A 24,801-nucleotide genomic window follows, 5' to 3' on the forward strand; every position below is an offset into this window, starting at 1 on the left:
AAGACGCACATTGACGCTCTCGATGGAGTTGGTGGTTATAGATCACCTTCCAGATATCAGGTGGGAACGCGAAGGGGTTCTACCCCGATGTCGCGGACGCTCTTCGTTCTGGCATGGCCGCGAGGCTTGAACTCACAGCCGGCAGCAGCCGTCTGGGCGGCCATGTCCTCGGTGGTGAAGAACGTTTCGTTCTCATCGTTCAGTTTCATGCTGACAGCATATGGACGATCTAAAGACCAGGAGCCTATCCACCTCACTCTCAGCCGATCAGTCAAGAACTTCCGGCCGGCTCCAGCAAGCTGGGACGCGCCACGATAGCCTTGAACAGATTGCCGGCCCGATCATCGATGAGTTCGATCTGCGGCCATGCCCTCAGTGAGCGCAGCAAGCCGCTACCCAATCCGCGATAAGGCAGGAGCTTGGCGGCAAAGGACGCCAGGATGGGGTTGCGCATATTGGAGTTGCCTGCCTTGATGTTCTCGATAGTCAAGTTGTTGGGCAGGTGGCCAGGGCTGATGATCTCGACACGATCCGCGAAGACCAGTACGCGGATAGGCGCGCTGACGAAGTAGTCGCGGTGAATGAGGGCGTTGGCGACCAGTTCTTCCCAGACGATGCGGGGAATCTCAGGCTGCCCTTGAGAGTTGAAGCCCTGCTCGCCCTGCGCGGCGCGGGTGTTAGCGACGATAAAGCCCAGCGTCTGCTGGAACACGTCGGCCAGCTTGCCGACGATGTCGCGGCTGTCGATGTAGCGTTCGTCCTCAATCTGGGTGCCGACAAAGGCGACGGCCTTGACGACGAAGGCGGGCAGCGCGTAATACGGCGATTTGGCAAACAACAGACCGCCCGCCACGTTGAGCTGCCCCTCGTTCATCAGGTTCATGTTGGTCAGTACCTGCGGCAGCGGCTGGTTATGCTGGGCGAGCGACTCACCGAATTGCTGCTCGAAAAAGGTTTCGAAATAGGGCATGTCCACATCGCCCGCGCTCAAGCCCGCTACGGGAGTTTCGTCGGCGTGCACCAAACCTGCCTGCTGGAACAGGCGCTGCAATTCCTCGCGCGAGGTGGCCCGGCGCTTGTCCGAGCCGTTCTTCACCCAAATCGCGCCGTTCTTGTCCATGTAGGGCTTGTTAACACCTTCAGCGACGGAGAGCACCAGCACCGTGCCTGCCGGGTGGGGCACGTTCTCAGTGAGCGGGTTCACGGCTGGACGCACGATCTGCGAGGCCACGTTGGCGATGAGCATGTTGAGACGAGCAACATCGGCGCTGGATAGACCGCGCACCGAACCGTCGTCGTTCACCCCAATGAAGATGCGACCACCAGCGGTGTTGCTGAAGGCAACGATCTCTGCTGCCAAGGCGTCAGAATTGTTGATGTCCGTTTTGAACTGCTGCCTACTGTCCTCGCCCCGGCTGAGCAGGTCGATCAGCTCTGTGGTTTCCATAGGTTATAGACCTCTTTGCGGCGGTTGAAGGCTTCCTGGCCTCCTTCCATGATGTTGATGATGGCGTCCTGCACCGGCCGGGCGTCGATGCTGCCGCTTCGCGTGGCGACCTTCTCGTCCTGGTATTGGCAGGCGTGCACCTGTTCCGCGTCACCCAGCACCGGGAAGTTAGCGTTGTGCGTCGCGAAAATGAATTGGGCATGAGGCTTCATTTCCCGTAGCAGCTTGATCACATCGTCGTAAATGGTCTGGTTGTCCAGATCGTCTTCCGGTTGGTCGATGATGATCACGTCGTTCTGGCGTTGACTGAGGACGTACAGCAACAGCGCCGAAGCGCGCTGCCCGAGAGAGTGGTGCTTCAACTCTTTGCCGCGATAGCGGATGACGAAGCGGTTGGGCACCTGCCAGGTGACGAAATCGGTCAGGTTCTGCATGAAGGTCTTTTCGAAGACCTCGGGGGTGCTGCCAGCCTTCGCCAAGGCTCCCGGCAGGGCACGCAGGAGGCCGCCGAAATCGGCATAGTCATCCATCACTGCGCGCAGCGTGGTTTCGCGGATGTTGCTGCCCTTGAAGAGTTGCTGCATGAAGTTGATGGCGGCTTCCTTGTCACCCTTGAAGTCCGCTTCGATCTGCAGGGCAGTGTGGCCAGCGTTCACGCGGTCCAGCTCTGCCTTGATGGTGTTGAACTCGCGCAGCCATAGTTCATTGAGCTTGTCGATCTCGGCAAACAGCGCGTCGCGGATGCTGGTCTGCTGTGATTCCTGCTTGGCCAGCGCCTCCAGCATTTGCTCCGCCTTGGTTTTGCGCTGCTGCTGGGCCAGGAAGTCGTCCGGCTGAATGGCTGTCATGCCGGTTTGCTTGAGTTCCTGAGCTAGTTGACGCTCGACTTGTGCGAACTCCTCCTGAAGGCTCTTGCTTGCACTTTCAAACTCGCTCTGCTTAGTCTTGAGGCGTCCCGCAATGGCTCGCGCGTCTTGCTCGATCTGCTTGAGCTGATCGACCTTGGCCACGAGGTTGGAGAACTCGACGTAGTAGGCTGCGAAGAAAGCCGGATTCTGCTTGGACACGTAGCTCGTTGCGTTCCGCAGCTCGTCCTCATGCTCGGCAATCAGACTTCCTAGAGCGAGGATGAAGCTGTCTGCCCGCTCCATCATGCGCGCGAGCGCTGTGACGTCCTGCTGGAAGCCAAGTCGCTTTTGGAGCTTGTCGGCAACGCCGTGCTCCGCGAACTTGGTCAGACGGAAGTTGGCATCATTTAGTTGGGTCTCAAAGTCGCGCTTGAGTTCGGCCGTGTTGCTGAGCTTGAGCCAGCGCTGAGTTGCGTCACGCACGCGCTTGCGTTGAACCTCTATTTCGTCACGCAGCACACGCAGCTTCTCGCCAACCAGCTTTTCCACCAGATCGGTCTCGAAGCCCTCACCGGTGCTGGAAAGGTCCTTCTGGCCGAAGTAGATCGGACGGCGCAGTACGGTCTCCCGGATCGACACGCCGGGTTGCAACTTGTCGCCCAAATAGACATTCGGCGCTTCGCGGAAGATGCGGGAGATGGTGAATTCCTGTCCGTACACGTCGCATGCTGTCAGCGTCACCTTGCCGCCGCTGCCAAGGGTATGGCGGATCAACTCATCCTTGTACTTGGTGTCCTGCGCCTTCTCACCACGTGGAATGTCGAGGGCGTAGCGTACTGCCTCCAAGATCGATGATTTTCCACTGCCCCGGATGCCGATCAACGTGTTTAGTTCGGAAGAGAAATGCAGCACTTGCCCGTCGAGGATGCCGCCGTCGAAGCGAATGCTGAGGATGTGCGACGCTTGATGTTTTGGCGGCTCCATGGCTACCCGCCCTGCCGGATCGCTCAAGGCAAACTTGACCGCCTCGAAGGACAGCTCGCCCAATTTGAGATAACAGGCTTTGCCCTGGCCAATGTCTTCTATGCATTTGGCGTCGCAGCCTTCGAGTTCGGCGGGATACCACTCACCTAGATGCTGCTGTGCTTTAGTTCGGCAGGGTTTGTTTTTCTCTTGCACCTTGTTGTACGTGCGCACCTTCTGAAAACCAAACGTGCGGCGGCGAAATAACTCATTTCGGCCCAGCTCAGCAAGACGCCCCCCATCCAGCTCAGCCCAAAGTCCACTCGGCGCTTCGACATGAGCAAAGACGAGAAAGAAGTCTCTGTGGTAGCTTTCCAACTCCTCGATGGTATTGACCAGAGACAGCGATGATCGACCATTTTCCTGCTCATACTGAGCTGGGACTTTTCCTTTGAATGCGACGCCCAAGAAGGGATTGATATGGTCATGACCATCGGCCAACCAATCATCTGAAAAGACAACAAGCGTGTGGATACCATTGGCCCCGTCATTGACCGACAACTCAACGCCTGGCAGCAGCGCAACACCCTTCTTCTGGGCAGTCTTTCGCAGTGCCTTGAATTCTTCGAAGTCGAACTTATTGTGGTTGGTGATGACGCCCAATCGGATGTTCGCTTTCTCCAACGCATCCACATAGTTGCTGTTGTAAAAGTTGTCATCGCCCGAGAACTTGAATTCACGGTCCGCTCGGGTATGCAGATGAAAGTCAGCGCGGACCCACAGCGCCCCTTCTGCAAAGACCATAGATCGAGCCTCTGGCTGCTTCGGTCGCAGATTTTCCATCATGGTCCATCCTCATAGTGAGTCCGCGCGCAGCCTGCCAGTTGCGCGGTATTTGGATCATAGATAACTTCGTTAATCGATCCATTTCGAATGTGCGGATTCGTCATTGCGCTTAGACGGTCACTGGTAATCATCTGCCAACCCGCTGCTGAACAAAACCTCTGCATCCTGGCCCACGGCAATCGCATCCCGCACTTCCGGCCGTTTCAAGTCAAGCACGCGCAGTTTGTCGCTGCCCTTCACCTGCGCAATGGACTCGATCCGGCGATAGGCATCGGCATGGTTGGCTGCGTACAGCGCCAAGCCTTGCAACTTGACCAGCGCGTCGCTCAAATGCAGCCCGTGCGGATCAACCAGATCAACGACAAGGAAGCCATCCCCCTGCGTGGCAAAGAACAGAAAGTCCGGGCGAACAATTCCGTACTGCCCAGCTTTCTCATAGACGATACCCAGCGAAGCCTGCCCTGGCTGCTGCGGGTTGCGATACCAGAACGAGAATCCCGGCTTTGCCGATTCCGTCTCGACGACCGTCCACTCCCAGTCATTCAGTTCAGCAGGATACTTACCGGCCTCGTTGCACAGCAAGTGGCCATCCCAGACCGGGAGCACTCTCACCTTGCCGTTCTCGTTCGCCTTGGTCGCCTCATAACGAGCCTCGGGCTTGAGCAAGCCCACGTCCTGCGGCTCCGTGCTCATTTCGATGATCTGCCTGTAGGATTCCCGTCGATCGTCACTGAGCGCCTTGATCTGCGCCCCATACTTGACCAGCCAGTCCTTCGTCAGCTTATCGGCCTCGGCATCGAAATAAGCCTGTGCCTCCATCATCAGCCCCAAACCGGCAACGGTTACGCGAGCCTCCATGATGGCCTCAAGAAAGCCCTCCGGGTCTTCGTCGCGGTCGGCTTCCTGACTGGCCAGATGGTCAACATAGGAATGGGCAATCGGCGGACTGAAGATGCGCGCCGCACGGCGGTAGGCATCGTCGATGACTGCCACATCGGCGTCTTCCCAGAATTTCTCTAGACTTCGGCCCTGACCCAGCAGGTCAGCCTTCACGGTCTTGCCGTCCACCACCAGCACCGACTGCCGCTTGGCCTTGATCTTGGCCTCGTTGTCGGCCTGAAACGCATCCAAGACCGTATGCATCTCGGCGTGTGCCCGTTGGCCTGCGCCGGACAGAATATCGTCGGATACCAATTCATGTGCTAGTGCGGTCAACCTGACCGCCGGCCTGGCACCCCGTTGCGGCCGGGTTTGCGACGGCAGCGCCTCGAATGCCTCCCACACCGCAGGCGCGGCCGCCGGGTTCGGCCGCACCTCGATGTAGTCGATCAACACCCGTCCGGGTGTGGCGGCCTCGCTGCCGGTCATCAACGCATCAACCACTTCTTCCACGGCCTTGCGATTGAATTTCGGCAGTAAGCAGTCCACCGCATTCAGGCGGTCGTTACCGGGAACACGGCGGGCCAGCGGCGAGCGCACCAGACGACCCAACAACTGCGTGATGTGAGTTTTGTCGTTGGCCGCACGGAACGACACCATGACCTCGGCACGCGGGCAATCCCAGCCGGTACTGATGGCATCCTTGGCAATCAGCACCCGCACCCAAGTCGATTCCTGAACCCGCTGCGGCTCGATGTAGGGCACATCGCGGTTGCCGAAGCGCTGGGTAGTGTGATCCCCAAAAACATGCGCCACGCAGGCAGAGGGCAGCTCTGGATAGTGTTTGAAAATCGTATCCAGCGCCCGTCCGATTTCATCGGGTTCAGGCGTGTTGGGTACCTGTAGGACCATCAACGGCACAACAACATGGGCTTCCTGTTGCAGCCTAGAGTAAGCGCTCCAGGCAAGGCTGGACTCCTTCAATTTATCGGTCGCTCGCCGCACCAGCACGGTATCAAAGTCGCCAGCTTCATCTGGAATATCCAGCAGGATGGTGTCCTTGATCAGGCCGGATTCCTGCACCTTGGAGGCATCCACTTCCACATTCGGCAGCTTGATGTGCTTGCCTGCCGACTCAATCGCCTTGTTAAATCGTTCCACTGTGGCCGAAATGCCCCAAACCGCCGGAATGCCCGGCACGCTGCCCACGCCATTCATCAGCCGCTGGACGATGGTGCTCTTGGCGTTCTGACTGGCGGCTGTTTGCGCGCCCATGCCACGGTGCGCCTCATCCAGCACCAGATAGAGCGTCAAATCCGGGTCTTCAATGGTATTCTGGATGGTGTCCCAGATCGTATAGGCCCGCAGGTCTGGTCGCATGTCCGGGAAGGTGCCGTCCCGCTTGGCGGCCATCTCTTCAGGGTCGTAGCCGCGAACCAGCAAGCTGTTCTTGCTGAGCTTCTGGGTGTTCAGAAAGTAGATTTTCCCCGCCTGGAACTTCGGCCGGTTGAAGGTGTTTTCCACCACCACCAGATCGGTGTAACTGATGCGGTCACTGGCCTCGATAAAGCGAAAGCGGGTCTGCTCGTTCAGCGAAGGATCGTCGCTGAACCAGATCACCACCGCGCCAGGGTCGGCGTCGAAGCTGAATTCATCGTCACCGTGAAACAGCGCCTCGAACGTGGCAGCGGCCATCACGGTCTTACCCGCGCCGGTAACCGCCGTCAGTGAAAACGCCGTCCTGTCGGCCTCGCCCTGCCAAAGGCGGCGGGCCTTGCCCAGATTGTTCAGGGAGTCGCGGACGGCGTCGCGCTGGTAGTCTTTTAGCGTGAACTTCATCCCTTACTCTCCGTTAGCGAAGCTGAAATTAGTCAGATACGATTCGTACAAACGCACCGGCTCAACGCCATCAGGCAAGCGCTTGGCAATGGCCTGAAAGCGCCGGTCGTCATCGGTGACGATATAGGCGATGCGGATTCCATCGGCCTTGGGCAGCGCCTTGATAAAGGGTGTGGCCGCGTCCACCTGGTGAAGCAAGCCATAGGCGTCTGCCACCGCCCAGCCATCACTAGGCAGCCTGTCTATGCGGCCGCCCCGCGCCCCGGCTCGCAACCACAGCAACGGCGCAATCCGGTTAAACGCAAGGTTGTAATTGACCGATACCGGCGTCTCATAGGTCAGCGTGAAGAACTCTGCATTTTCCTCAAAGCCATCGGCCATCGGGAATTCGTCGGGGAATTTGTAGTCGCCCTTGATGGGCTCGCCGTTGGGTGTCTTGCCTGTGATGGCGCTGGCAACGCGGGGCTTGGTGATGTAGTCGCAGATGCCGTTCTTTTCCCACTCGGCATCACCGGGGCGTAAACCCGCTTCGCGTAACATCTTCTGTTCATCGGCAGCAACTTCATTGTTGGTGACGCTGATGCATTGACGATGACCGCCATCCTGACGGTTCAGTCGCATTACTGCGTGGGCAGTGGTGCCGGAGCCGCTGAAAAAATCGAGGATGACGGCTTCGGGCTTGTCGCCTATGAAGAAGCGAAGTGAGTCTTCTACGGCATACAGTGATTTAGGAAACGGGAATCGGCGGCCAAGAAGCAATTTGGACAGGATCAGTGACCCGCCGTTCTCAGCATTGTGCGACGTCATGTTCCATACCCGTTTGGGGATCACGCCTTTGCGTTCGCGGTAAACTGCTTGAACTGCGCCGTCAGGATCGCGACCAACAACGTCGATCCGCCCATCTTGAATTGCGCTCACCGTTCCGCTGGGAAGGTAGTGGATAGAAACCTGTTCAAGCTCTGGCTTGTAGTTACGGGCGCGGATGTAGCCATCTTTGAGGTAGCACTTCGCGGTTTCAGGCGTAATTCCCCAAAGCCCTTCGCCGCCATTTGGCCTTAGCGGCCAGACCGCGAAGGTTCCCTTTGGGACTTTGACTTTCAGGCGGTCGATATCATCAGTGATCGGTTCACCGATGGACTCGATGTAGCCGGTCTTCGTGTCCACGAAGATCGGGTAGAACTGATTTGGTCGCGCTCCGCGCTTTGCCGTGGGCTCCCGACGGCGCAGCCCAAGCCAGTCAATGTCTTTTCCGATCTGTGCTGTCGCCGAACGCGACTCGTCCAGCATATTTTGCTCGCCGAGCTGGACTGTAGACTTACCGATTCTTGCAAAAAAGATGAACTCTTCAACACGAGAGAACTGACCAAAACGAGCCACACCTTTGGCACTGATCACTGTCGTGACCATTTCGATTTGGGCCTCTGGGAACAACTGCTCCAACAGCAGCCCCAGCCGCAGATATTCCTTTTCATCAATCGTAACGATCAACACCGAATCCGCCGGATTCAACAACTCCTTCGCCACTTGCAAGCGGCGCTCCATCATCGCCAGCCATTTGCTGTGGCGATATTGGTCATCACCTTCTACATAGTCGTTGTTGTACTTCCAATCCTTCGCCCCGGTGTTGTACGGCGGGTCGATGTAGATGGCATCCACCGTGCCCCGATGCGTGTAGGTCAACGCTTTGAGAACGTGGTAATTCTCGCCATTGATGACAGTGTGGCAGGGCTTGTCACCACCACGCTGCACCTTGCCGGTACTGACCAAGCCGGGATAGATGGTGTCGCGGAACTCGGCCACCACCACCAGATCATCCAGCGCCACGGTCTGCGTTTCGATCTCTGCCGCACCCAGCAACTCCAGGTCGGCCGTCTTCTTCGCCTTGTGGATGGCCTTCACCCGCCACAGCCGCTGATCGCCCTTTCGGGTTTCGCCACGCTCCGGCAGCACACGCACCTTGTCGCCCTTGCGCAGCGGGCGCAGCGGTAGTTCCACCGCCTCCGGGCTATGCCGCTCGAAGTTCAAGCCAAAGGGAAGGCGCGAAGAGAGCATCTTGAACTCTCGATCCAACTCAGCCCCCAGGGTCGAATCCTTGGCTTTGGCCTTGGCAATCAAATCAGTCAGTCTGGACACGGAAATGTTTTCTCTCTATTGTTTCTTCGCTATTGATGACGTGGTTGTACGACACCGCAATGCTTGTAGATCGTGGTTCGGCACACGCCATAACGGCGGGCCACGTCCGCCACCTGTATATCGGGGTCATGCAGCAGGGCCTTGATCTCTCTCACCTGTTGCTCATCCAGCTTCGGCTTGCGACCAACGGCGCAACCAGCCTCCCGTTGCTGGCTTATCCGCCAAGCTGCTGTCTTTCTGTGGGGCGCTCATGTCTTGTCCTGCGTCTTCTAGGCTATCGGCAACTTCTCATGACGTAGAAGAGCTCAGTTTTATCCATCATGCCATGAAGAAACGGTATTTAGCGATGCCAGATGTTGGCCGGCAATGCGCTCAGCTAAATCATAAAAAAGCCCGCAGTTGCGCGGGCTTAGGTAGACCTTCGTGCGACTAACTGCCAGCAAACACCAGAGGCCGAATCACTCCCACTCAATAGTAGCCGGCGGCTTCCCCGAGATGTCATAAACAACCCGCGACACCCCCCGCAACTCATTGATGATCCGGTTGCTCACCGTACCCAGGAACTCATACGGCAGATGCGCCCAATGCGCCGTCATGAAATCGATCGTCTCCACGGCCCGCAGCGCAATCACCCACTCATAAGCTCGCGCGTCACCCACCACGCCCACCGACTTCACCGGCAGGAACACGGCAAACGCCTGGCTGGTCTTGTCGTACAGATCCGCCTTGCGCAGCTCATCAATGAAGATGGCATCGGCCTTGGCCAGCAGCTCGGCGTATTCGCGCTTCACTTCGCCCAGGATACGCACGCCCAGGCCCGGGCCCGGGAACGGATGGCGGTAGACCATGCTGCGCGGCAGGCCCAGCTCCACACCCAGGCGGCGCACTTCGTCCTTGAACAGCTCGCGCAGCGGCTCCACCAGGCCCAGCTTCATGTGCTCCGGCAGGCCGCCCACGTTGTGGTGGCTCTTGATCACATGCGCCTTGCCGGTCTTGCTGCCGGCCGACTCGATCACATCCGGGTAGATGGTGCCCTGCGCCAGCCACTTGGCGTTCTTCAGCTTGTTCGACTCTTCGTCGAAGATCTCAACGAACAGGTTGCCGATGATCTTGCGCTTGGCTTCCGGGTCGCTCACGCCTTCCAGCGCGTTGAAGTAACGGTCGGCGGCATTCACGCGCACCACCTTCACGCCCATGTGCTCGGCGAACATCGCCATCACCTGGTCGCCTTCCTGCCAGCGCAGCAGGCCGGTATCCACGAACACGCAGGTCAGCTTCTCGCCGATGGCCTTGTGCAGCAGCGCGGCCACCACGGACGAATCGACGCCGCCGGACAGGCCCAGGATCACTTCGTCATCGCCCACCTGTTCGCGCACGCGGGCGATCTGGTCGTCGATGATGTTGGCGGCGGTCCACAGGGTCTGGCAACCGCACACGTCCACCACGAAGCGGCGCAGCAGCGCCTGGCCCTGCAGGGTGTGGGTCACTTCCGGGTGGAACTGCACGCCGTACCAGCGCTTTTCTTCGTTGGCCATGGCGGCCACCGGAATGCGGTCGGTGGTGGCGGTGATGGTGAAGCCCGGCGGCGCAACGGAGACGTGGTCGCCGTGGCTCATCCAGACATTCAACTTCGGCTCGCCGCCGTGGTCACTCAGGCCCTTGAACAGGGCATCCGGGTTGATCACGTTCACTTCGGCGTGGCCGAATTCGCGCTGGTCAGCCGCTTCGGTGGCACCGCCCAGCTGTGCGGCCAGGGTCTGCATGCCGTAGCAGATGCCGAAGATCGGCAGGCCGCTGTCGAACACTTCCTGCGGCGCGGCCGGGGCGCCCGGCAGCGTGGTCGATTCCGGGCCACCGGACAGGATGATGCCCTTGGCGCCGAACGCCGCGATCTCGGCCGGGTTGTGGTCCCACGCCCAGATTTCGCAGTAGACGCCCAGCTCGCGGATGCGGCGGGCAATCAGCTGCGTGTACTGCGCGCCGAAATCGAGGATGAGGATCTTGTCGTTATGGATGTTGGTCATGGTGCCGTTCCAGTGGTGTCTTTCGCTGCGCCCGAAGCTTCAAGGCTCTGCGTCAACGAGGCGATGAGTGCCTCGCGTTGTTGAATATGTGAGGCATCAGCCTCGTCCCAGCGCAGCATCAGCAGCGCGTGCGGTGCACCGGCAGGATCATCGACCATGCGTGGCAGCTCGACCGCTTCCTGCACTTCCGAGCCTTCCATCCAGCGCCGTTCGATTGCCACCGCCTGATGGAGCGGCTCGGTGGGCGTGCCCCAGTAGATGCGCTTGGCATTCATGGCCGCCGTATCCAGCGGGCCCAGCACGGGTTCCAGCACCGGGTCGGCAGGCCCGTCGAGCGAAAGCGTCCGGCACTGCAGTGTTACCTGCAGCGGGCGCGCGCCGGTGCCGTGCAGCATCCAACGCTCCTCGCCCAGCGGTTGCACGCGCCATCCGGCGGGCAGCGAAAATGCCGTTGAACACGCCTGCACGTCCTGCAATTGCGAAACCGCCGCGCCCGGAGACCCGGAGCGCGGCGGCGGTTCGGACAACGAACAGCCTGCCATCAGCAGGCTGCTCGTGACCGCAAGGACGGTGCGGAATCGCATCAGGAGCGGTAGTTCGGCGGCTCTTTGGTGATCGTCACGTCGTGGACGTGGCTCTCACGCTGGCCGGCGCCGCTGATCTTCACGAACTTGGGCTTGCTGCGCATGTCCTCGACGGTGGCGCAGCCCACGTAGCCCATGGTGGCGCGCAGGCCGCCCATCAGCTGGTGGATGATGCCGCCCACCGGGCCACGGTATGGCACGCGGCCTTCGATGCCTTCCGGCACCAGCTTGTCGGCGGTGGCGGCGTCCTGGAAGTAGCGGTCCTTGGACCCCTTCTCCATCGCGGCCAGCGAGCCCATGCCCCGGTAGCTCTTGTACGAACGGCCCTGGAACAGCTCGGTTTCGCCCGGCGATTCCTCGGTACCGGCCAGCAGGCCACCGACCATGATGGTCGAGGCACCGGCGGCCAGCGCCTTGCCGATGTCGCCGGAGTAGCGGATGCCACCATCGGCGATCAGCGGGATGCGGTCCTGCAGCGCTTCGGCCACCAGGTCGATCGCGGTGATCTGCGGCACGCCCACGCCGGCCACCACGCGGGTGGTGCAGATCGAGCCCGGGCCGATGCCCACCTTCACCGCGTCCGCGCCGCTGTCCAGCAGCGCCAGCGCGGCTTCACCGGTGCAGATGTTGCCGCCGATGACCTGCACGTTCGGGAAGTTCTTCTTGACCCAGCTGACGCGGTCCAGCACGCCCTGCGAGTGGCCGTGCGCGGTATCCACCACGATCACGTCCACGCCGGCAGCGACCAGCGCTTCCACGCGGCGATCGGTGTCGCCGCCCACGCCGACGGCGGCGCCGACCAGCAGGCGGGTGGCGATGTCCTTGGCAGCGTTCGGGAAGTCGGTGTTCTTCTGGATGTCCTTGACGGTGATCAGGCCACGCAGGGCGAACTCGTCATTGACCACCAGCACCTTTTCGATGCGGTTGCGGTGCAGCAGCTGCAGCACTTCATCAGACGCGGCGCCTTCCTTGACCGTGATCAGGCGATCCTTCTTGGTCATGATGTGGCGGACCGGATCGTCCAGCTCGGTCTCGAAGCGCATGTCGCGATGGGTCACGATGCCGACCAGCTGGCCGCCGCCGTCCACCACCGGCACGCCGGAGATGTTGCGCGCCTGGGTCAGGGCCAGCACGTCGCGGATGGTGGTTTCCGGGCCGACGGTGATCGGGTCGCGGATGACGCCGGCCTCGAACTTCTTGACCTTGGCCACTTCGGCGGCCTGTTGCTCCACGCTCAGGTTCTTGTGGATGATGCCCATGCCGCCCAGCTGTGCCATGGCGATGGCCAGGCGTGCTTCGGTGACGGTGTCCATGGCTGCGGACAGGATCGGAAGCTTGAGCTTCAGGTCGCGCGTCAACCGCGTTTCGAGGTTGACGTCCTTGGGCAGGATGGTCGAATGAGCGGGGACGAGCGAGACGTCGTCGTAGGTGAGAGCTTCAGCCTGGATGCGCAGCATCGGCATACCCGAGATGTGGGGAAGCGCGACATTTTACCCTATTTTGGCGGCCAAGAACAGTAATTTTGGTAGCCGGGAATAGGCAATGCTGCGACACAGTGTCGCGCGGGCGCACCGCCCTTGGTAGCTGCCAACCTTGGTTGGCACGAACCGTCCGGCATCCGGACCCCAGCTGGGGCAACGGCCCCGTCAGATGTGTGCCAACCAAGGTTGGCATCTACCAAGAGCGGGTCATGCGGGGCACCAAGAACACCCGGTAACTGCCTTTGGTAGGTGCCAACCTTGGTTGGCACAAACCGTCCGGCATCCGGACCCCAGCTGGGGCAACGGCCCCGTCAGATGAGTGCCAACCAAGGTTGGCATCTACCAGGAGCGGCCCATCGCGATCAGCACGCCCCCATCAACAGCAGGCCCGGTCAGACCCCGGCTTCCGCCGCTTCCAGCGTGTTCTGCATCAACGTGGCCACGGTCATCGGGCCCACGCCGCCCGGCACAGGGGTGATCCAGCTCGCCCGCTCCGCAGCCGCCTTGAATCCAACATCGCCCACCAACCGGCCGTCGTCCAGCCGGTTGATGCCCACGTCGATCACCACCGCGCCCGGCTTCACCCACTCGCCCGGCACGATGCCCGGGCGGCCCACCGCCACCACCAGGATGTCGGCGTTGCGCACGGCCTGTTCCAGCACGTCCTTGGGGGTGAACTTGTGGCAGCTGGTGACGGTGCAGCCGGCAATCAGCAGCTCCAGGCCCATCGGCCGGCCGACGTGGTTGCTGACGCCGACGATGGTGGCGTTGCGGCCACGCACGGGCTGGTCGGTATGGCCCAGCAGCGTGGTGATGCCGCGCGGGGTGCACGGGCGCAGGCCGAACTCGCGCAGGGCCAGGTGGCCGACGTTTTCCGGATGGAAGCCGTCCACGTCCTTGCGCGGGTCGATGCGCTGGATCAGCCGGCGTGCATCGGGAATGCCCGGCAGCGGCAGCTGGATCAGGATGCCGTTGATCTTCGGGTCGGCGTTGAGCTGGTCAATCAGGTCGAGCAGCTCAGCCTCGGTGGTGCCGGCCGGCAGATCGTAGTCATAGGCTTCGATGCCGACCTTCTCGGCGGCGCGGCGCTTGTTGCGCACGTACACGGTCGAGGCCGGGTCACCACCCACCAGCACCACGGCCAGGCCCGGGCGGCTGCCGCCGGCGGCAACACGGGCGTCGACGCGCACCTTCAGGCTGTCGAGCAGGTCCTCGGCGATACGGCGGCCATCGAGGATGCGGGCAGGAAGCTGGGAGGCAGAGTCGGTCATCGGGGGCAGGCGTGGGGCGGCGGGGACGCTATTGTCCCCGATTCACGCCCCCCTCGCCCACCGCTGCGATCGCCCGCTGCGCTCGCCGGGCATGGCCCGGCGCTACCCACGAATCGCACGGCACCCCGGTAGCGCCGGGCCATGCCCGGCGAGCGCGAAGCGCGGCGCGTGACGGTCATTCCTCTTCTTCTTCCGGAACGTCCTGCGGATTCAGCGTCTTGCTCGCGCGCTTGGGCGCGGTGAACGGCGTCGGCGTCGGCACGCCGGGCGGCGTGTTGCCGTACATCATCCGCGCACCGGCAGTCAGACCGGCACCGGCAATCTCCAGCTCGAAGCGCTCGGCGTCGCGGCGGCGGATCTCGGTCGCGATCTCGATCGCATCGTCTTCGTCCGCGCCCAGCTCGACCAGTGCAGACTGCCCGAACAACACCGCCGATTCGAAGGTCTCACGGATCTGGAAATCGACACCGGCGTGTATCAACCGCAGCGAATGTTCGCGATCGAACGAGCGCACCATCAGCTTGGCCTGCGGGAACTCATGCGCCACCAGTTCGACGATGCGGTCGGCGGCCTCGGCCTTGTCCACGCACACGGCAATCGCGCGTGCGGTAGCTGCACCGGAAGCATGCAGCACATCCAGGCGGGTGCCGTCGCCGTAGTAGATCTTGAAGCCGAAGCGCGCCGCGCTCTGGATCATCTCCACATCGTTGTCGATGATGGTCACGTCCACGTCGCGGGCCAGCAGCGACTGGCTGGCCACCTGCCCGAAGCGGCCGAAGCCGATCAGCAGCACGCTGCCGGACAGGCCATCGGCCTCGTCCACGCCATCCAGGTTCACCGTCGGCTTCGGCGCCACGCGCTTGTAGACCAGCACCACCAGCGGCGTCAGCGCCATCGACAGCACCACCACGGCGGTGAAGTTGGCATTGATGTCCAGGCTGATCACGCCGGCGCTCGCAGCGGCCGAGAACAGCACGAAAGCGAATTCGCCGCCCTGCGCCATCAGCACGCCACGGTCCAGCGCCTGCGCATGGTCGCTGCCCATCAAGCGCGCCACCACGTAGATGCACAGCGCCTTGGCCGCCATCAGCGCCACCACCAGGCCGAGGATCATCGGCCAGTTGCCGGCCACCACGCCCAGGTCCAGCGCCATGCCCACGCTGAGGAAGAACAGGCCCAGCAGGATGCCGCGGAACGGCTCGATGTCCGCTTCGATCTGGTGACGGAAGGTCGATTCGCTCAACAGCACGCCGGCCAGGAACGCGCCCATCGCCATAGATAGGCCGGACAGCTGCATCAGCAGCGCCGCACCCAGCACCACCAGCAGTGCGGCGGCGGTCATCACTTCGCGCGCCTTCGATTCGGCCAGCACCCGGAACAGCGGATTGAGCAGGAAGCGGCCGACCAGCACCAGGCCGACGATGGCGCCCACGCCGATCGCCACCGACATCCAGCGCGAGCCCTCGCCATCGGCGCTGCCGGCGGCCGGCGCCATCCACGCGACAAGCGCCAACAACGGCACGATCAGCAGGTCTTCGAACAACAGGATCGAGACGATCTTCTGCCCCGACGGCAGCGCGATGTCGCCGCGCTCGGCCAGCAGTTGCATCACTACCGCAGTGGAGGTCAGCACGAACCCGGTGGCGCCGATGAAGGCGATCTGCCACGGCAGCCCGAACAGTTTGGCGATGCTGGTCAGCACCAGCGCGCAGGTGACGATCTGCAGCGTGCCCAGGCCGAAGATTTCCTTGCGCAGGCTCCACAGGTGCGAGGGCCGCATTTCCAGGCCGATGACGAACAGGAACATGACCACGCCGAGTTCGGCGGTATGCAGGATCGCCTGCGGGTCGGAGAACCAGCCCAGCCCGAACGGACCGATCGCCAGGCCGGCGGCGAAGTAGCCCAGCACCGAGCCCAGGCCGAGCCGACGGAACAGCGGCACCATCACCACCGCTGCGCCCAACAGGGCGACGACCTTGACCAGTTCGCTGGTCGCTGCTTCTACCGCCATGCGGTGGGTTCCCCGGAAATCGAAATCGGACTCAACGATAGAGCAACACCGATGACGGCAATAGCATGTACGTTGCGTTTTATTGTCTTGGAGATGGAACGATCACGGGATTGGCCCCGCACATCATCCTGAAACCGTGCGCGCGCTTCGGTAGGTGCCAACCTTGGTTGGCACAATCCCGAAGCCATGACCTGTAGAGCCGAGCCCACGCTCGGCTGATTCTGGCCTCAGCGCGAAGAGCAGCCGAGCGTAGGCTCGGCTCTACAGTAGATACACGCCATGCGTGGATGAGGCCCAACCGGGTTCGCCCACCCCAGTAGATCCACGCCATGCGTGGATGACGCGCCGACCGGTTCATCCACCCCGGCAGAACGCGGCGTAATCGATATACCCCGGGAACGGCACACCCGGCGCACACACCGGGCATTGCGGGTCCGGCCCGATGCCGGTCTCGCGGAAACGCATGCCCAGCGCATCAAAGCGCAGCAGGCGCCCCACCAGTGGCTCGCCGATGCCCAGCAACAGCTTCAGCACTTCGGTGGCCTGCAGCACACCGGCCAGGCCCGGCAGCACGCCCAGCACACCCGCCTCGGAGCAGTTGGGCGCGAACTCCGGCGGCGGCGGCTCCGGAAACAGGCAGCGATAGCACGGTGCCACACCGCGCTGGCGGCCGGCGTCGAACACGCTCACCTGGCCATCGAAACGCTCGATGGCGGCGTAAACCATCGGCTTGGCGTGCTTGATGCAGGCGTCGTTGAGCAGGTAGCGCAGCGGGAAGTTGTCCGAACCGTCCAGAACTACGTCGACATCTTGCAACAGGCGGTCCACGTTCTCCGAGGTCACCCGCTCGGGCACGGCCTCGACCTCAATGGACGGGTTCAATGCCAGCAATCGCTCGCGCGCCGAATCCACCTTCAACTGGCCGACACTAGCCTCGGTATGCACGATCTGCCGATGCAGGTTGCTGCGCTCGACACGGTCGTGGTCGGCGAAACGCAGGTGCCCTACCCCGGCTGCGGCCAGATAGAAGCCGGCCGGTGCACCCAGCCCGCCTGCGCCCAGCACCAGCACCCGCGACTGCTGCAGCCGACGTTGGCCGGCCTCGCCTACCTGCGGCAGCAGCAGATGGCGCGAATAGCGGTCGTAGAAATCGCGGTCGGCGGCGCTGGTCAGCGGCTGCACCAGCGGCAGCGACAACTCACGCCAGGCCACGGTGCCGCCAGCGACGGAGCTCACGTTCGTGTAGCCCGCATCCAGCAGCGCCTGCGCCGCATCGGCCGAGCGCTTGCCGCTCTGGCAGATCAGCAGGATCTCCTGTTCCGGCCGCGGCAGGTGCGCGGCCGCGTCAGCCAGCAGCTCACCCTTGGCGACGCCGCGCGCGCCTTCGGCCATGCCGCCGGCCCGCTCATGCGCCTCGCGCACGTCGATCAGCACCGCGCCATGGGCCGCGCGCGCGCGCGCCTGCTCGGGGGAAATCTCTGGAATGCTCATGGCGCCATTATCGCGCAGGCCACGCCTACCCGCCTTGACCAGAATCTGTAGAGCCGAGCCCGTGCTCGGCTGACGCGTGCAGCGCGTCCGCGGTTGACGTGCGAAAAGCAGCCGAGCACGGGCTCGGCTCTACAGGACCATCGCAAACGGGGGGTAGCGCCAGCCCATGGGCCGCAAACCAAAAAGGCGACCCTGCGGCCGCCTTTTCGTGGATCACTTGCCCTTGACGTGCTTCATCAAGCGCCGCTTGGCCTTGACCTGCCGTTCGGTCAGCACGTTCTTCTTGCCTTCGTACGGGTTGGCACCCTCGCGGAAGATGAACTGCACCGGCGTACCGATCAGCTTGAAGCGCTTGCGGAAGAAGTTCTCCAGGTAGCGCTTGTACGACTCCTGCAGTTCCTTCAGGCGGGTGCCGTGCACGATGAAGGTCGGCGGGTTGGCGCCGGCCGGGTGCACGTAACGCAGCTTGGAGACGTGGCCGCGGATGGTCGGCGGCGGGTTGGTCTCGTAGGCCACTTCCAGCGCCTTGTTCACTTCGCTGGTGGTGAAGGTCTTGTTCGCCGATTCGTGCGCGCGGTGCACCGCACGGAACAGCTCGCGCAGGCCCGAGCCATGCTTGGCCGAGATGCGCACGGATTCGGCCCACGGCACGAAGCCCAGGCGCAGCGACAGCATCGTTTCCGCCTGCTCACGCTGGTAGTCGGTCAGGCCGTCCCACTTGTTGATCGCGATCACCAGCGCGCGGCCGGCATCCAGCACGGCGCCGAGCACGGTGGCGTCCTGGTCGGTCACGCCTTCGGTGGCGTCGAGCATCAGCACGGCCACCTGGCACTGCTCGATCGACTGCATGGTCTTGACAACCGAGAACTTCTCGACGACCTCGTCCACGCGCGAACGGCGACGCAGGCCGGCGGTGTCGATCAGGCGGTACTCGCGACCGTCACGCTCCAGGTCCACCGAGATCGAATCGCGGGTGGTACCCGGCACGTCCGAGGCGATCATCCGCTCTTCGCCGAGGATACGGTTGACCAGGGTCGACTTGCCCACGTTCGGGCGGCCGACGAAGGCGATGCGCACGCGGTTCGGATCGTTGTCCAGCTCTTCGCCGCTGCCCTCTTCCGGCAGGCGCTGGATGACCTCGTCCAGCAGGTCGTCCAGGCCCTGGCGGTGGGCGGCCGACACGGTCAGCATCTCGCTGAAGCCGTAGCGGGCGAACTCCGAACGCACGGTGTCCTCGTCGGTGCCGTCGATCTTGTTGATCAGCAGCAGCGTCGGGCGCGACAGCTTGCGCAGCCAGGCCAGGATCTCATCGTCCATCGCCGAGGTGCCCTCGCGGGCATCAACGACAAACAGGATCAGGTCAGCTTCGCCAGCGGCAGCGCGGGCCTGGCGCGTGGTAGCACCAGCCAGGCCTTCTTCTTCCTCTGCGATGCCGCCGGTATCGACGACGAGGAAATGGTTGTCCTCGTCAAGCCGGCAGACGCCATAGTTGCGGTCCCGGGTGACGCCGGGCTGGTCATGGACCAGGGCGTCACGGGTTCGGGTCAGTGCATTGAATATGGTCGACTTGCCGACATTCGGCCGTCCAACCAGGGCGACCAAAGGCAGCATCGCGATTACTCCGTATTAATTTGCCAACCGGAATGCGGTCAGCTTGCCATCAACGTTCTGCACCAGCAGCACCCCATCGACGACGATTGGCTGGGCCAGAAGCGCATCACCGCCGCTTTTCGCCCGCGCTGCCATCGCGCCATCGGAGGCCTGCAGCCAATGCAGGTATCCCTTGTAGTCACCGACCACCACGTAGTCGCCGTGCAGCGCCGGACCGGTCAGCGAGCGCCGGGCCAGTGCGGTCTGCGACCACATCGCCGCGCCGCTGGCCTTGTCCAGGCCGAACACGCCGCCCTTGTTGTCGGTAACAAAAACATTGCCCGAAGACACCGCCACACCGCCGGCACCGCCGTGGTCACGCGCCCACATCGGGCGACCGGTCGGGCCTTCGATGGCCATGGTCTGGTTCTTGAAGCTGCTCACGAACAGCGTATTGCCGTCGAGCACCGGGGCGCCATCGACGTCGGCCATGCGGTCCAGCTCGGTACGGCCTTCGCCGGTGCCGACATTCTGGTCCCACAGCGTGCGGCCGTCCTGCATGGCCAGCGCAGCGACGCTGCCCTCGTCCTTGCCGATGAACAGCACGCCCGGACCGGCCACCACCGCCGCGTTGCCGCGCACGGTCAGCGCCGGCAGCTCGCTTGGGTTGAACCACTTCTGGGTGCCGTTGCCGGCATCGAACGCGGTGACGCGACCGTCATTGCTGCGCACGAAGACCATGCCCTGGGCAATGGCCGGCGCGGCGATGACTTCGTTCGGCACGCGTGCGCGCCACTTCTCGCTGCCATCGTTGATGTCCAGCGCGATCACCTGGCCATCGAGGGTACCGATGACCACCAGGTTCTCGCCGACGCCCGGACCACCGGACAGCCGCAGCTTGGCCTTCTTCTTTTCCTTCTTCGGCTCCCAGGTCCAGACCTTCTTGCCGGTCTGCAGGTCGATGGCGTGCACGCCACCGGTGATCGCCGCAGCGAACACGTGGCCATTGGCCACTGCCGGGCCCTGGCGCACGCCGATGCGGCGCTCGCCCTTGCCGAGGTTGACCGACCAGGCCTTGTTGACCTTCAGGGTCGGCTCGAACTTGACCAGTTCCGCCGGCTCCTGTGCCTTCTTTGCTGCTGCGTCCTTGCCGGCAAACCAGCCCTTCATGGTGCTGCAACCGGACAGCGCCATACCGAGCAGGAGTACGGTGGCGACGCGCGTGATCATGACCTTCTGACTCATCAAACCGACTCCGCAGGGGCGGCGACGGTGCCGCCGGCGTCCATAACCTTGGTTTCCAGCAGTCGCCGCTGCGGCGCTGCCACGTCCAGCGTCTTCAGCGCCTTCTCATACTGTCCGCGGGCCGCGTCACGCTTGCCCTGCGCCATCAGCGCATCGCCATGGATTTCCAGGCTGCTGCTGTCGGTGGCGCTGCCCAGCAGCTTGATCGCTTCATCGCCCTTGCCAGTAGCCACCAGCAGGCGTGCCACGCGCTGGTCGACCACGCGCTGCAGGTCGCCTTCGACCTTCACCGCGCGCAGGGTAGCCAGCGCTTCTTCATTCTTGCCCGCATCAACCTGGGCCTTGGCCAGCTGCAGCGCCGCCAGGTCGCCGTAGATGCTGGACGGGCCAGCCTCCAGCGCCTTGACCGCCTTGGCCGCGTCATCGAGCTTGTTTGCCTGCAGACCCGCCAGGGCCTTCTGGTACTCGACATTGGCCGAGGCCAGCTTGCCGCCCTGGTCCTTCTGGTACCACTGCCAGCCGGCAATGGCACCGATGGCGATGACTACGCCACCGAGGATGCTGGCGCCATTCTTCCGCAGCCAGCTGCGGACGCGTTCACTTTGTTCGTGCTCGTCGAGCAGGTCGTCGATCGCCATGCGTACTCTCGCCCCGCCCATCGGGAGGGACCATTGGGATTATCGAAGGTGGTGAAACCGCGCCTCAGTGTGAAACCGGGACAACGGAGCCTTCAGAGGATACCTGAAAGCGTGCCACGTTGGCTCGCTGATAGGGCGTCAGATCGACGATAGCGCCGTTCTGCTGAACCTGGACCGCCGAAGCATTGCCCAAGGTGACGCGGGCAACCTGGCCCGGCGTGAAGCTGCGGCTTTCACCGGACTTGATCAGCGCCTTCTCCACAGTACCGCCATCGGGGCCACCGATATCAACCCAGCTGTCGCCGCTGAACTGCATGTCCAGGTTGGCGGCAGCAGCCGGCGCGGCGCGTGGCACCGGGGCCAGCGAGGCAACGTAGGGGGTAGCCGTCGGCTTGATGACGGGCGCGGCCGTCACTTCGGCCGGCGCGGCAGCGGCAGACCCGGGACCGGCCGGGGTAACCGGTACGGCGGCCGGGATCACGTCCAGCGAGGCAGTGTTCGGCGAAGGCGCGGTGCCATCGAAGTGGCCACGGGTGGCGAACCAGACCGGGACCGCCAGCACGGCGGTAATACCGACATACAGCGCACGGCGACCGAGATTCTCGGCGATCCGGCGCGCACGCGGGGTATGGGTGTGGCTGACCAGGGTCGGCGGAACCACCGGGCCCACCTGGGCCTGTTCCAGCAGTTCGCTGACGTCGACACCGAGCAGGCGGGCATAGCTGCGCAGCTGGCCGCGCACGAACACCGGCGCACCGAGCTTCTGCCACTGCTCCTGTTCGAGCGACTTCACCACTTGAACCGGCATGCGCAGGCGCTGGCCGACATCTTCGAGGGTCAGTCCGGCGGCCTCACGGGCCTGGCGCAGGCGGGTGCCGCAGCCGGCCACGGTCTCGAGATCGCTCACAGTCTGGTCATCAATCACAATGCATCAACCCTGGAGTTAGGAGCCCGCGTCCTGCGGAAATTCCTGTCGAATCCGCTGAAGATAGCGATCAGATGCTGCCTGATCACCCAGCCGCGCCTCGATTTGAGACGCAAGTTGTAACACGGAACGCGTGGCCGGTGCAGCCGCAATCCTACGTTCGGCGAAGGCGCGGGCCTCCATGAACTGGCCGCGACGGAAGCTCAGCTGGGCCATCGCCTCCAACGCGACCGGGTTGTTCGGCACCTGCGTCAAGGCCGCACGCAGGTTGCGTTCGGCGCGATCCAGCTGGCCAGCATCCAACGCACAGCTGCCGCCGTTGGCCTGCGCCTCGGCCGGCGTGGTGTAGCTGGGCGCCTGCAACGCACGGTCGAACCAGGCCAGCGACTCGGCGGCCTGTCCGTTCTGGCACAGCCAGGCACCATAATTATTGAGCACGTCACCCCGCTGCGGCGCCAGCTCGGCGGCCCTGCGGAAGCCCTCCCCAGCCTGCCGGGTGCGGCCACGCTGATCATCGATGCCGGCCAGCAGCACCAGCGCATCGGGGTCGGTAGGGGCCAGCTTGATCGCGTCACGCGTTTTGCGCTCGGCCGCATCGAGGTTGCCGCTCTGCATGTCGCGGACTGCCAGGGCCAGCAGATCCGCCGCGCGGACCTGGCGACGAACGCCCTCCGGGTCGCGGACCGAATAGACCGTCGCCTGGCTGGGACCCAGCTTGGCTTTGGGTTGCGATTTGCAAGCGGTGACCGAGAGGGCCAGCACGCCTGCAAGCAGCGCCAGCCAGAAGCGGTCAGGCAGCAGCATCGCTCCCCTTCCCTGCCTGCAACGTCTTGTTGAACTCGGCCTGGCGGCGGGTGCGATCCATCACCTGGCCCTTGAGCTGACCGCAGGCGGCGTCGATGTCGTCGCCACGGGTCCGTCGGACCATGGTCAGCACCTTCGCGTCGAGCAGGATCTTCTGGAAGGCACGGATATGCGCTTCTTCGGAACGCTCGTAGCGGGTTCCCGGGAAGGGATTGAACGGAATCAGGTTGACCTTGCCCGAGTGCGACGCCTGCACGGCGTTGTCGAACTGGCGCATCAGCCGCGCCAGTTGCCGGGCATGCTCGGGCTGGTCGTTGATGCCCTTCATCAGGGTGTATTCAAAGGTTACCGACTCGCGGCGCTTGTTGGCGCGCAGGTAGCGTGCGCACGATGCCATCAGCTCGGCGATCGGGTACTTCTTGTTGAGCGGGACCAGCGTCTCGCGCAGCGCATCGTCGGCCGCGTGCAGCGACACCGCCAGCGACACGTCGCTTTCGGCGGACAGGCGATCGATCTGTGGCACCAGGCCGGAAGTCGACAGGGTCACGCGCTTGTTGGCCAGGCCGTAGCCCAGGTCGTCGCGCATCACGCTCATGGCGCGCACGACGTTGTCGAAATTCATCAACGGCTCGCCCATGCCCATCATCACCACGTTGGTGAGACGACGCTGCTTGTGCGGGATGTTGCCCAGATGACGCGCAGCGACCCATACCTGGCCGATGATCTCGGCAGTGGAGAGGTTGCGGTTGAAGCCCTGGGTGGCGGTGGAACAGAACGTGCAGTTCAGCGCGCAGCCCACCTGCGAGGACACGCACAGGGTGCCGCGGTTCTTGTCCGGAATGTAGACAGCCTCGATGGCGTTCTTGCCATCGGTACCCATCGCCAGCAGCCACTTGTGGGTGCCGTCGGCGGAGGGCTTGTCGAACACGATGTTGGGGACGCGGACCTCGGCGTGCTGGTGCAGCTTGGCGCGCAGCGCCTTGCCCAGGTCGGTCATCTCATCGAAATCGGTGACGTAGTGATGGTGGATCCACTTCATCACCTGATGGGCGCGGTAGCGCGCTTCGCCGAGAGTCTCGGCGAAGAAGCGCTCCAGACCCTCGCGATCGAGGTCGAGCAGATTCTGCTTTGCCACAACCGGACCCGCAACGAGTACGGAAGGGATGGCGGTTGGCTGTACGACCTCGTTCACGGCATCACTCTCAGCGCGAAACGACTTCGGTGGCGGCGAAGAAGTAGGCGATTTCGATCGCGGCGTTCTCGACCGAGTCCGAGCCGTGGGCGGCATTGGCATCGATGGATTCGGCGAAGTCGGCGCGGATGGTGCCCGCAGCGGCTTCCTTCGGATTGGTGGCGCCCAGCAGGTCGCGGTGGGCCAGGACGGCGTTCTCGCCTTCCAGGGCCTGGATCATCACCGGGCCGGAGATCATGAACTCGACCAGTGCGTTGAAGAACGGACGCTCGCGGTGCACGGCGTAGAAGCCTTCGGCTTCACGGCGCGACAGCTGCTTGTACTTGGCGGCCACGACCTTCAGGCCAGCCTTTTCAAAGCGGGCGTAGATTTCGCCGATGACGTTCTTGGCAACGGCGTCCGGCTTGACGATCGAAAGGGTGCGCTCCAGCGCCATGGGATGTCTCCAATGGAATCGGGCCGCTGATGGCCCGAAGGGTAACAAAAAAAAAGCCGCGTCGAAACGCGGGCTTAGCCTGATAAACGTGCGCGGATTGTAAAAGATAAAGCCCGCGCGTGGTAGAGGGCCGTGCGGCCCTCTTGTAGAGCCG

The 24,801-nt window shown here is 63.0% G+C and carries 19 protein-coding genes; all 19 read right to left on the reverse strand.

Features of this window, described 5'->3' with window-relative positions; genetic code table 11:
* Positions 1 to 56: 56 nt before the first annotated feature.
* Entirely contained in the window at positions 57 to 209 is a 153-nt protein-coding gene (locus QOL57_RS01775; RefSeq protein ID WP_176429877.1) for a hypothetical protein, read from the reverse strand.
* Between the two features lie 62 nt (positions 210 to 271).
* On the reverse strand, positions 272 to 1,447 hold the full coding sequence (locus QOL57_RS01780; protein WP_089240560.1) for an RNA-binding domain-containing protein: 1,176 nt from the start codon (positions 1,445 to 1,447) through the stop codon (positions 272 to 274).
* Positions 1,429 to 4,062, reverse strand: a complete 2,634-nt coding sequence (locus tag QOL57_RS01785) for a TrlF family AAA-like ATPase (protein ID WP_176429888.1) — start codon at positions 4,060 to 4,062, stop codon at positions 1,429 to 1,431. Before QOL57_RS01785 ends, QOL57_RS01780 begins: the two co-directional genes overlap by 19 nt.
* Positions 4,063 to 4,221: 159 nt before the next feature.
* The gene (locus QOL57_RS01790) at positions 4,222 to 6,822 is read right to left on the reverse strand and encodes a DEAD/DEAH box helicase family protein (protein WP_089240557.1); all 2,601 of its coding nucleotides are present in this window, start codon (positions 6,820 to 6,822) and stop codon (positions 4,222 to 4,224) included.
* 3 nt (positions 6,823 to 6,825) lie between these two features.
* Positions 6,826 to 8,955 carry a DNA methyltransferase gene (locus QOL57_RS01795; protein WP_089240556.1) on the reverse strand — a complete coding sequence of 710 codons (2,130 nt, stop codon included), beginning with the start codon at positions 8,953 to 8,955 and terminating at the stop codon, positions 6,826 to 6,828.
* A 29-nt stretch (positions 8,956 to 8,984) separates the two neighbouring features.
* Positions 8,985 to 9,173 (reverse strand): helix-turn-helix domain-containing protein, encoded by a 189-nt coding sequence (locus QOL57_RS01800; RefSeq protein WP_280521852.1) that lies wholly within the window; start codon positions 9,171 to 9,173, stop codon positions 8,985 to 8,987.
* Positions 9,174 to 9,413: 240 nt separating this feature from the next.
* Complete coding sequence (guaA, locus tag QOL57_RS01805) at positions 9,414 to 10,979, reverse strand: glutamine-hydrolyzing GMP synthase (protein ID WP_089240554.1); 1,566 nt, start codon at positions 10,977 to 10,979, stop codon at positions 9,414 to 9,416.
* Entirely contained in the window at positions 10,976 to 11,401 is a 426-nt protein-coding gene (locus tag QOL57_RS01810; RefSeq protein ID WP_283401528.1) for a hypothetical protein, read from the reverse strand. Before QOL57_RS01810 ends, guaA begins: the two co-directional genes overlap by 4 nt.
* Positions 11,402 to 11,562: 161 nt before the next feature.
* Complete coding sequence (gene guaB / locus QOL57_RS01815) at positions 11,563 to 13,020, reverse strand: IMP dehydrogenase (RefSeq protein ID WP_089241276.1); 1,458 nt, start codon at positions 13,018 to 13,020, stop codon at positions 11,563 to 11,565.
* Between the two features lie 416 nt (positions 13,021 to 13,436).
* Positions 13,437 to 14,315, reverse strand: coding sequence for a bifunctional methylenetetrahydrofolate dehydrogenase/methenyltetrahydrofolate cyclohydrolase FolD (gene folD, locus QOL57_RS01820; RefSeq protein ID WP_089240550.1), 879 nt, complete (start codon positions 14,313 to 14,315; stop codon positions 13,437 to 13,439).
* Positions 14,316 to 14,490: 175 nt separating this feature from the next.
* Positions 14,491 to 16,326, reverse strand: coding sequence for a monovalent cation:proton antiporter-2 (CPA2) family protein (locus QOL57_RS01825; protein WP_089240548.1), 1,836 nt, complete (start codon positions 16,324 to 16,326; stop codon positions 14,491 to 14,493).
* 354 nt (positions 16,327 to 16,680) lie between these two features.
* The gene (moeB, locus tag QOL57_RS01830; RefSeq protein ID WP_089240546.1) at positions 16,681 to 17,817 is read right to left on the reverse strand and encodes a molybdopterin-synthase adenylyltransferase MoeB; all 1,137 of its coding nucleotides are present in this window, start codon (positions 17,815 to 17,817) and stop codon (positions 16,681 to 16,683) included.
* Between the two features lie 213 nt (positions 17,818 to 18,030).
* Positions 18,031 to 19,428: a ribosome biogenesis GTPase Der gene (gene der, locus QOL57_RS01835; protein ID WP_025874993.1), complete on the reverse strand. Its 1,398-nt coding sequence runs from the start codon at positions 19,426 to 19,428 to the stop codon at positions 18,031 to 18,033.
* Between the two features lie 15 nt (positions 19,429 to 19,443).
* Positions 19,444 to 20,652: an outer membrane protein assembly factor BamB gene (bamB, locus tag QOL57_RS01840; protein WP_088100629.1), complete on the reverse strand. Its 1,209-nt coding sequence runs from the start codon at positions 20,650 to 20,652 to the stop codon at positions 19,444 to 19,446.
* Entirely contained in the window at positions 20,652 to 21,290 is a 639-nt protein-coding gene (locus tag QOL57_RS01845) for a tetratricopeptide repeat protein (RefSeq protein WP_089240544.1), read from the reverse strand. The genes bamB and QOL57_RS01845 overlap by 1 nt, the downstream gene beginning before the upstream one ends.
* A gap of 64 nt (positions 21,291 to 21,354) precedes the next feature.
* On the reverse strand, positions 21,355 to 22,215 hold the full coding sequence (locus QOL57_RS01850) for a RodZ domain-containing protein (RefSeq protein ID WP_089240542.1): 861 nt from the start codon (positions 22,213 to 22,215) through the stop codon (positions 21,355 to 21,357).
* Between the two features lie 18 nt (positions 22,216 to 22,233).
* Positions 22,234 to 23,019 (reverse strand): type IV pilus biogenesis/stability protein PilW, encoded by a 786-nt coding sequence (pilW, locus tag QOL57_RS01855; protein ID WP_089240540.1) that lies wholly within the window; start codon positions 23,017 to 23,019, stop codon positions 22,234 to 22,236.
* Entirely contained in the window at positions 23,006 to 24,211 is a 1,206-nt protein-coding gene (rlmN, locus tag QOL57_RS01860) for a 23S rRNA (adenine(2503)-C(2))-methyltransferase RlmN (RefSeq protein ID WP_089240538.1), read from the reverse strand. The genes pilW and rlmN overlap by 14 nt, the downstream gene beginning before the upstream one ends.
* Positions 24,212 to 24,221: 10 nt before the next feature.
* Positions 24,222 to 24,647 (reverse strand): nucleoside-diphosphate kinase, encoded by a 426-nt coding sequence (gene ndk / locus QOL57_RS01865; protein WP_089240536.1) that lies wholly within the window; start codon positions 24,645 to 24,647, stop codon positions 24,222 to 24,224.
* Between the last annotated feature and the right edge of the window lie 154 nt (positions 24,648 to 24,801).

Origin of the sequence: Stenotrophomonas sp. yr243 (assembly GCF_900184195.1) — a bacterium.
In the GTDB taxonomy this organism is placed as follows: domain Bacteria; phylum Pseudomonadota; class Gammaproteobacteria; order Xanthomonadales; family Xanthomonadaceae; genus Stenotrophomonas; species Stenotrophomonas lactitubi.

Bases quoted from the DNA above. Each gene is read 5' to 3' on its own strand.
- QOL57_RS01775 (WP_176429877.1), bottom strand. From the start codon at position 209: ATGAAACTGAACGATGAGAACGAAACGTTCTTCACCACCGAGGACATG.
- QOL57_RS01780 (WP_089240560.1), bottom strand. From the start codon at position 1,447: ATGGAAACCACAGAGCTGATCGACCTGCTCAGCCGGGGCGAGGACAGT.
- QOL57_RS01785 (WP_176429888.1), bottom strand. From the start codon at position 4,062: ATGGTCTTTGCAGAAGGGGCGCTGTGGGTCCGCGCTGACTTTCATCTG.
- QOL57_RS01790 (WP_089240557.1), bottom strand. From the start codon at position 6,822: ATGAAGTTCACGCTAAAAGACTACCAGCGCGACGCCGTCCGCGACTCC.
- guaA (WP_089240554.1), bottom strand. From the start codon at position 10,979: ATGACCAACATCCATAACGACAAGATCCTCATCCTCGATTTCGGCGCG.
- guaB (WP_089241276.1), bottom strand. From the start codon at position 13,020: ATGCTGCGCATCCAGGCTGAAGCTCTCACCTACGACGACGTCTCGCTC.
- folD (WP_089240550.1), bottom strand. From the start codon at position 14,315: ATGACCGACTCTGCCTCCCAGCTTCCTGCCCGCATCCTCGATGGCCGC.
- QOL57_RS01825 (WP_089240548.1), bottom strand. From the start codon at position 16,326: ATGGCGGTAGAAGCAGCGACCAGCGAACTGGTCAAGGTCGTCGCCCTG.
- moeB (WP_089240546.1), bottom strand. From the start codon at position 17,817: ATGAGCATTCCAGAGATTTCCCCCGAGCAGGCGCGCGCGCGCGCGGCC.
- der (WP_025874993.1), bottom strand. From the start codon at position 19,428: ATGCTGCCTTTGGTCGCCCTGGTTGGACGGCCGAATGTCGGCAAGTCG.
- bamB (WP_088100629.1), bottom strand. From the start codon at position 20,652: ATGAGTCAGAAGGTCATGATCACGCGCGTCGCCACCGTACTCCTGCTC.
- QOL57_RS01845 (WP_089240544.1), bottom strand. From the start codon at position 21,290: ATGGCGATCGACGACCTGCTCGACGAGCACGAACAAAGTGAACGCGTC.
- pilW (WP_089240540.1), bottom strand. From the start codon at position 23,019: ATGCTGCTGCCTGACCGCTTCTGGCTGGCGCTGCTTGCAGGCGTGCTG.
- ndk (WP_089240536.1), bottom strand. From the start codon at position 24,647: ATGGCGCTGGAGCGCACCCTTTCGATCGTCAAGCCGGACGCCGTTGCC.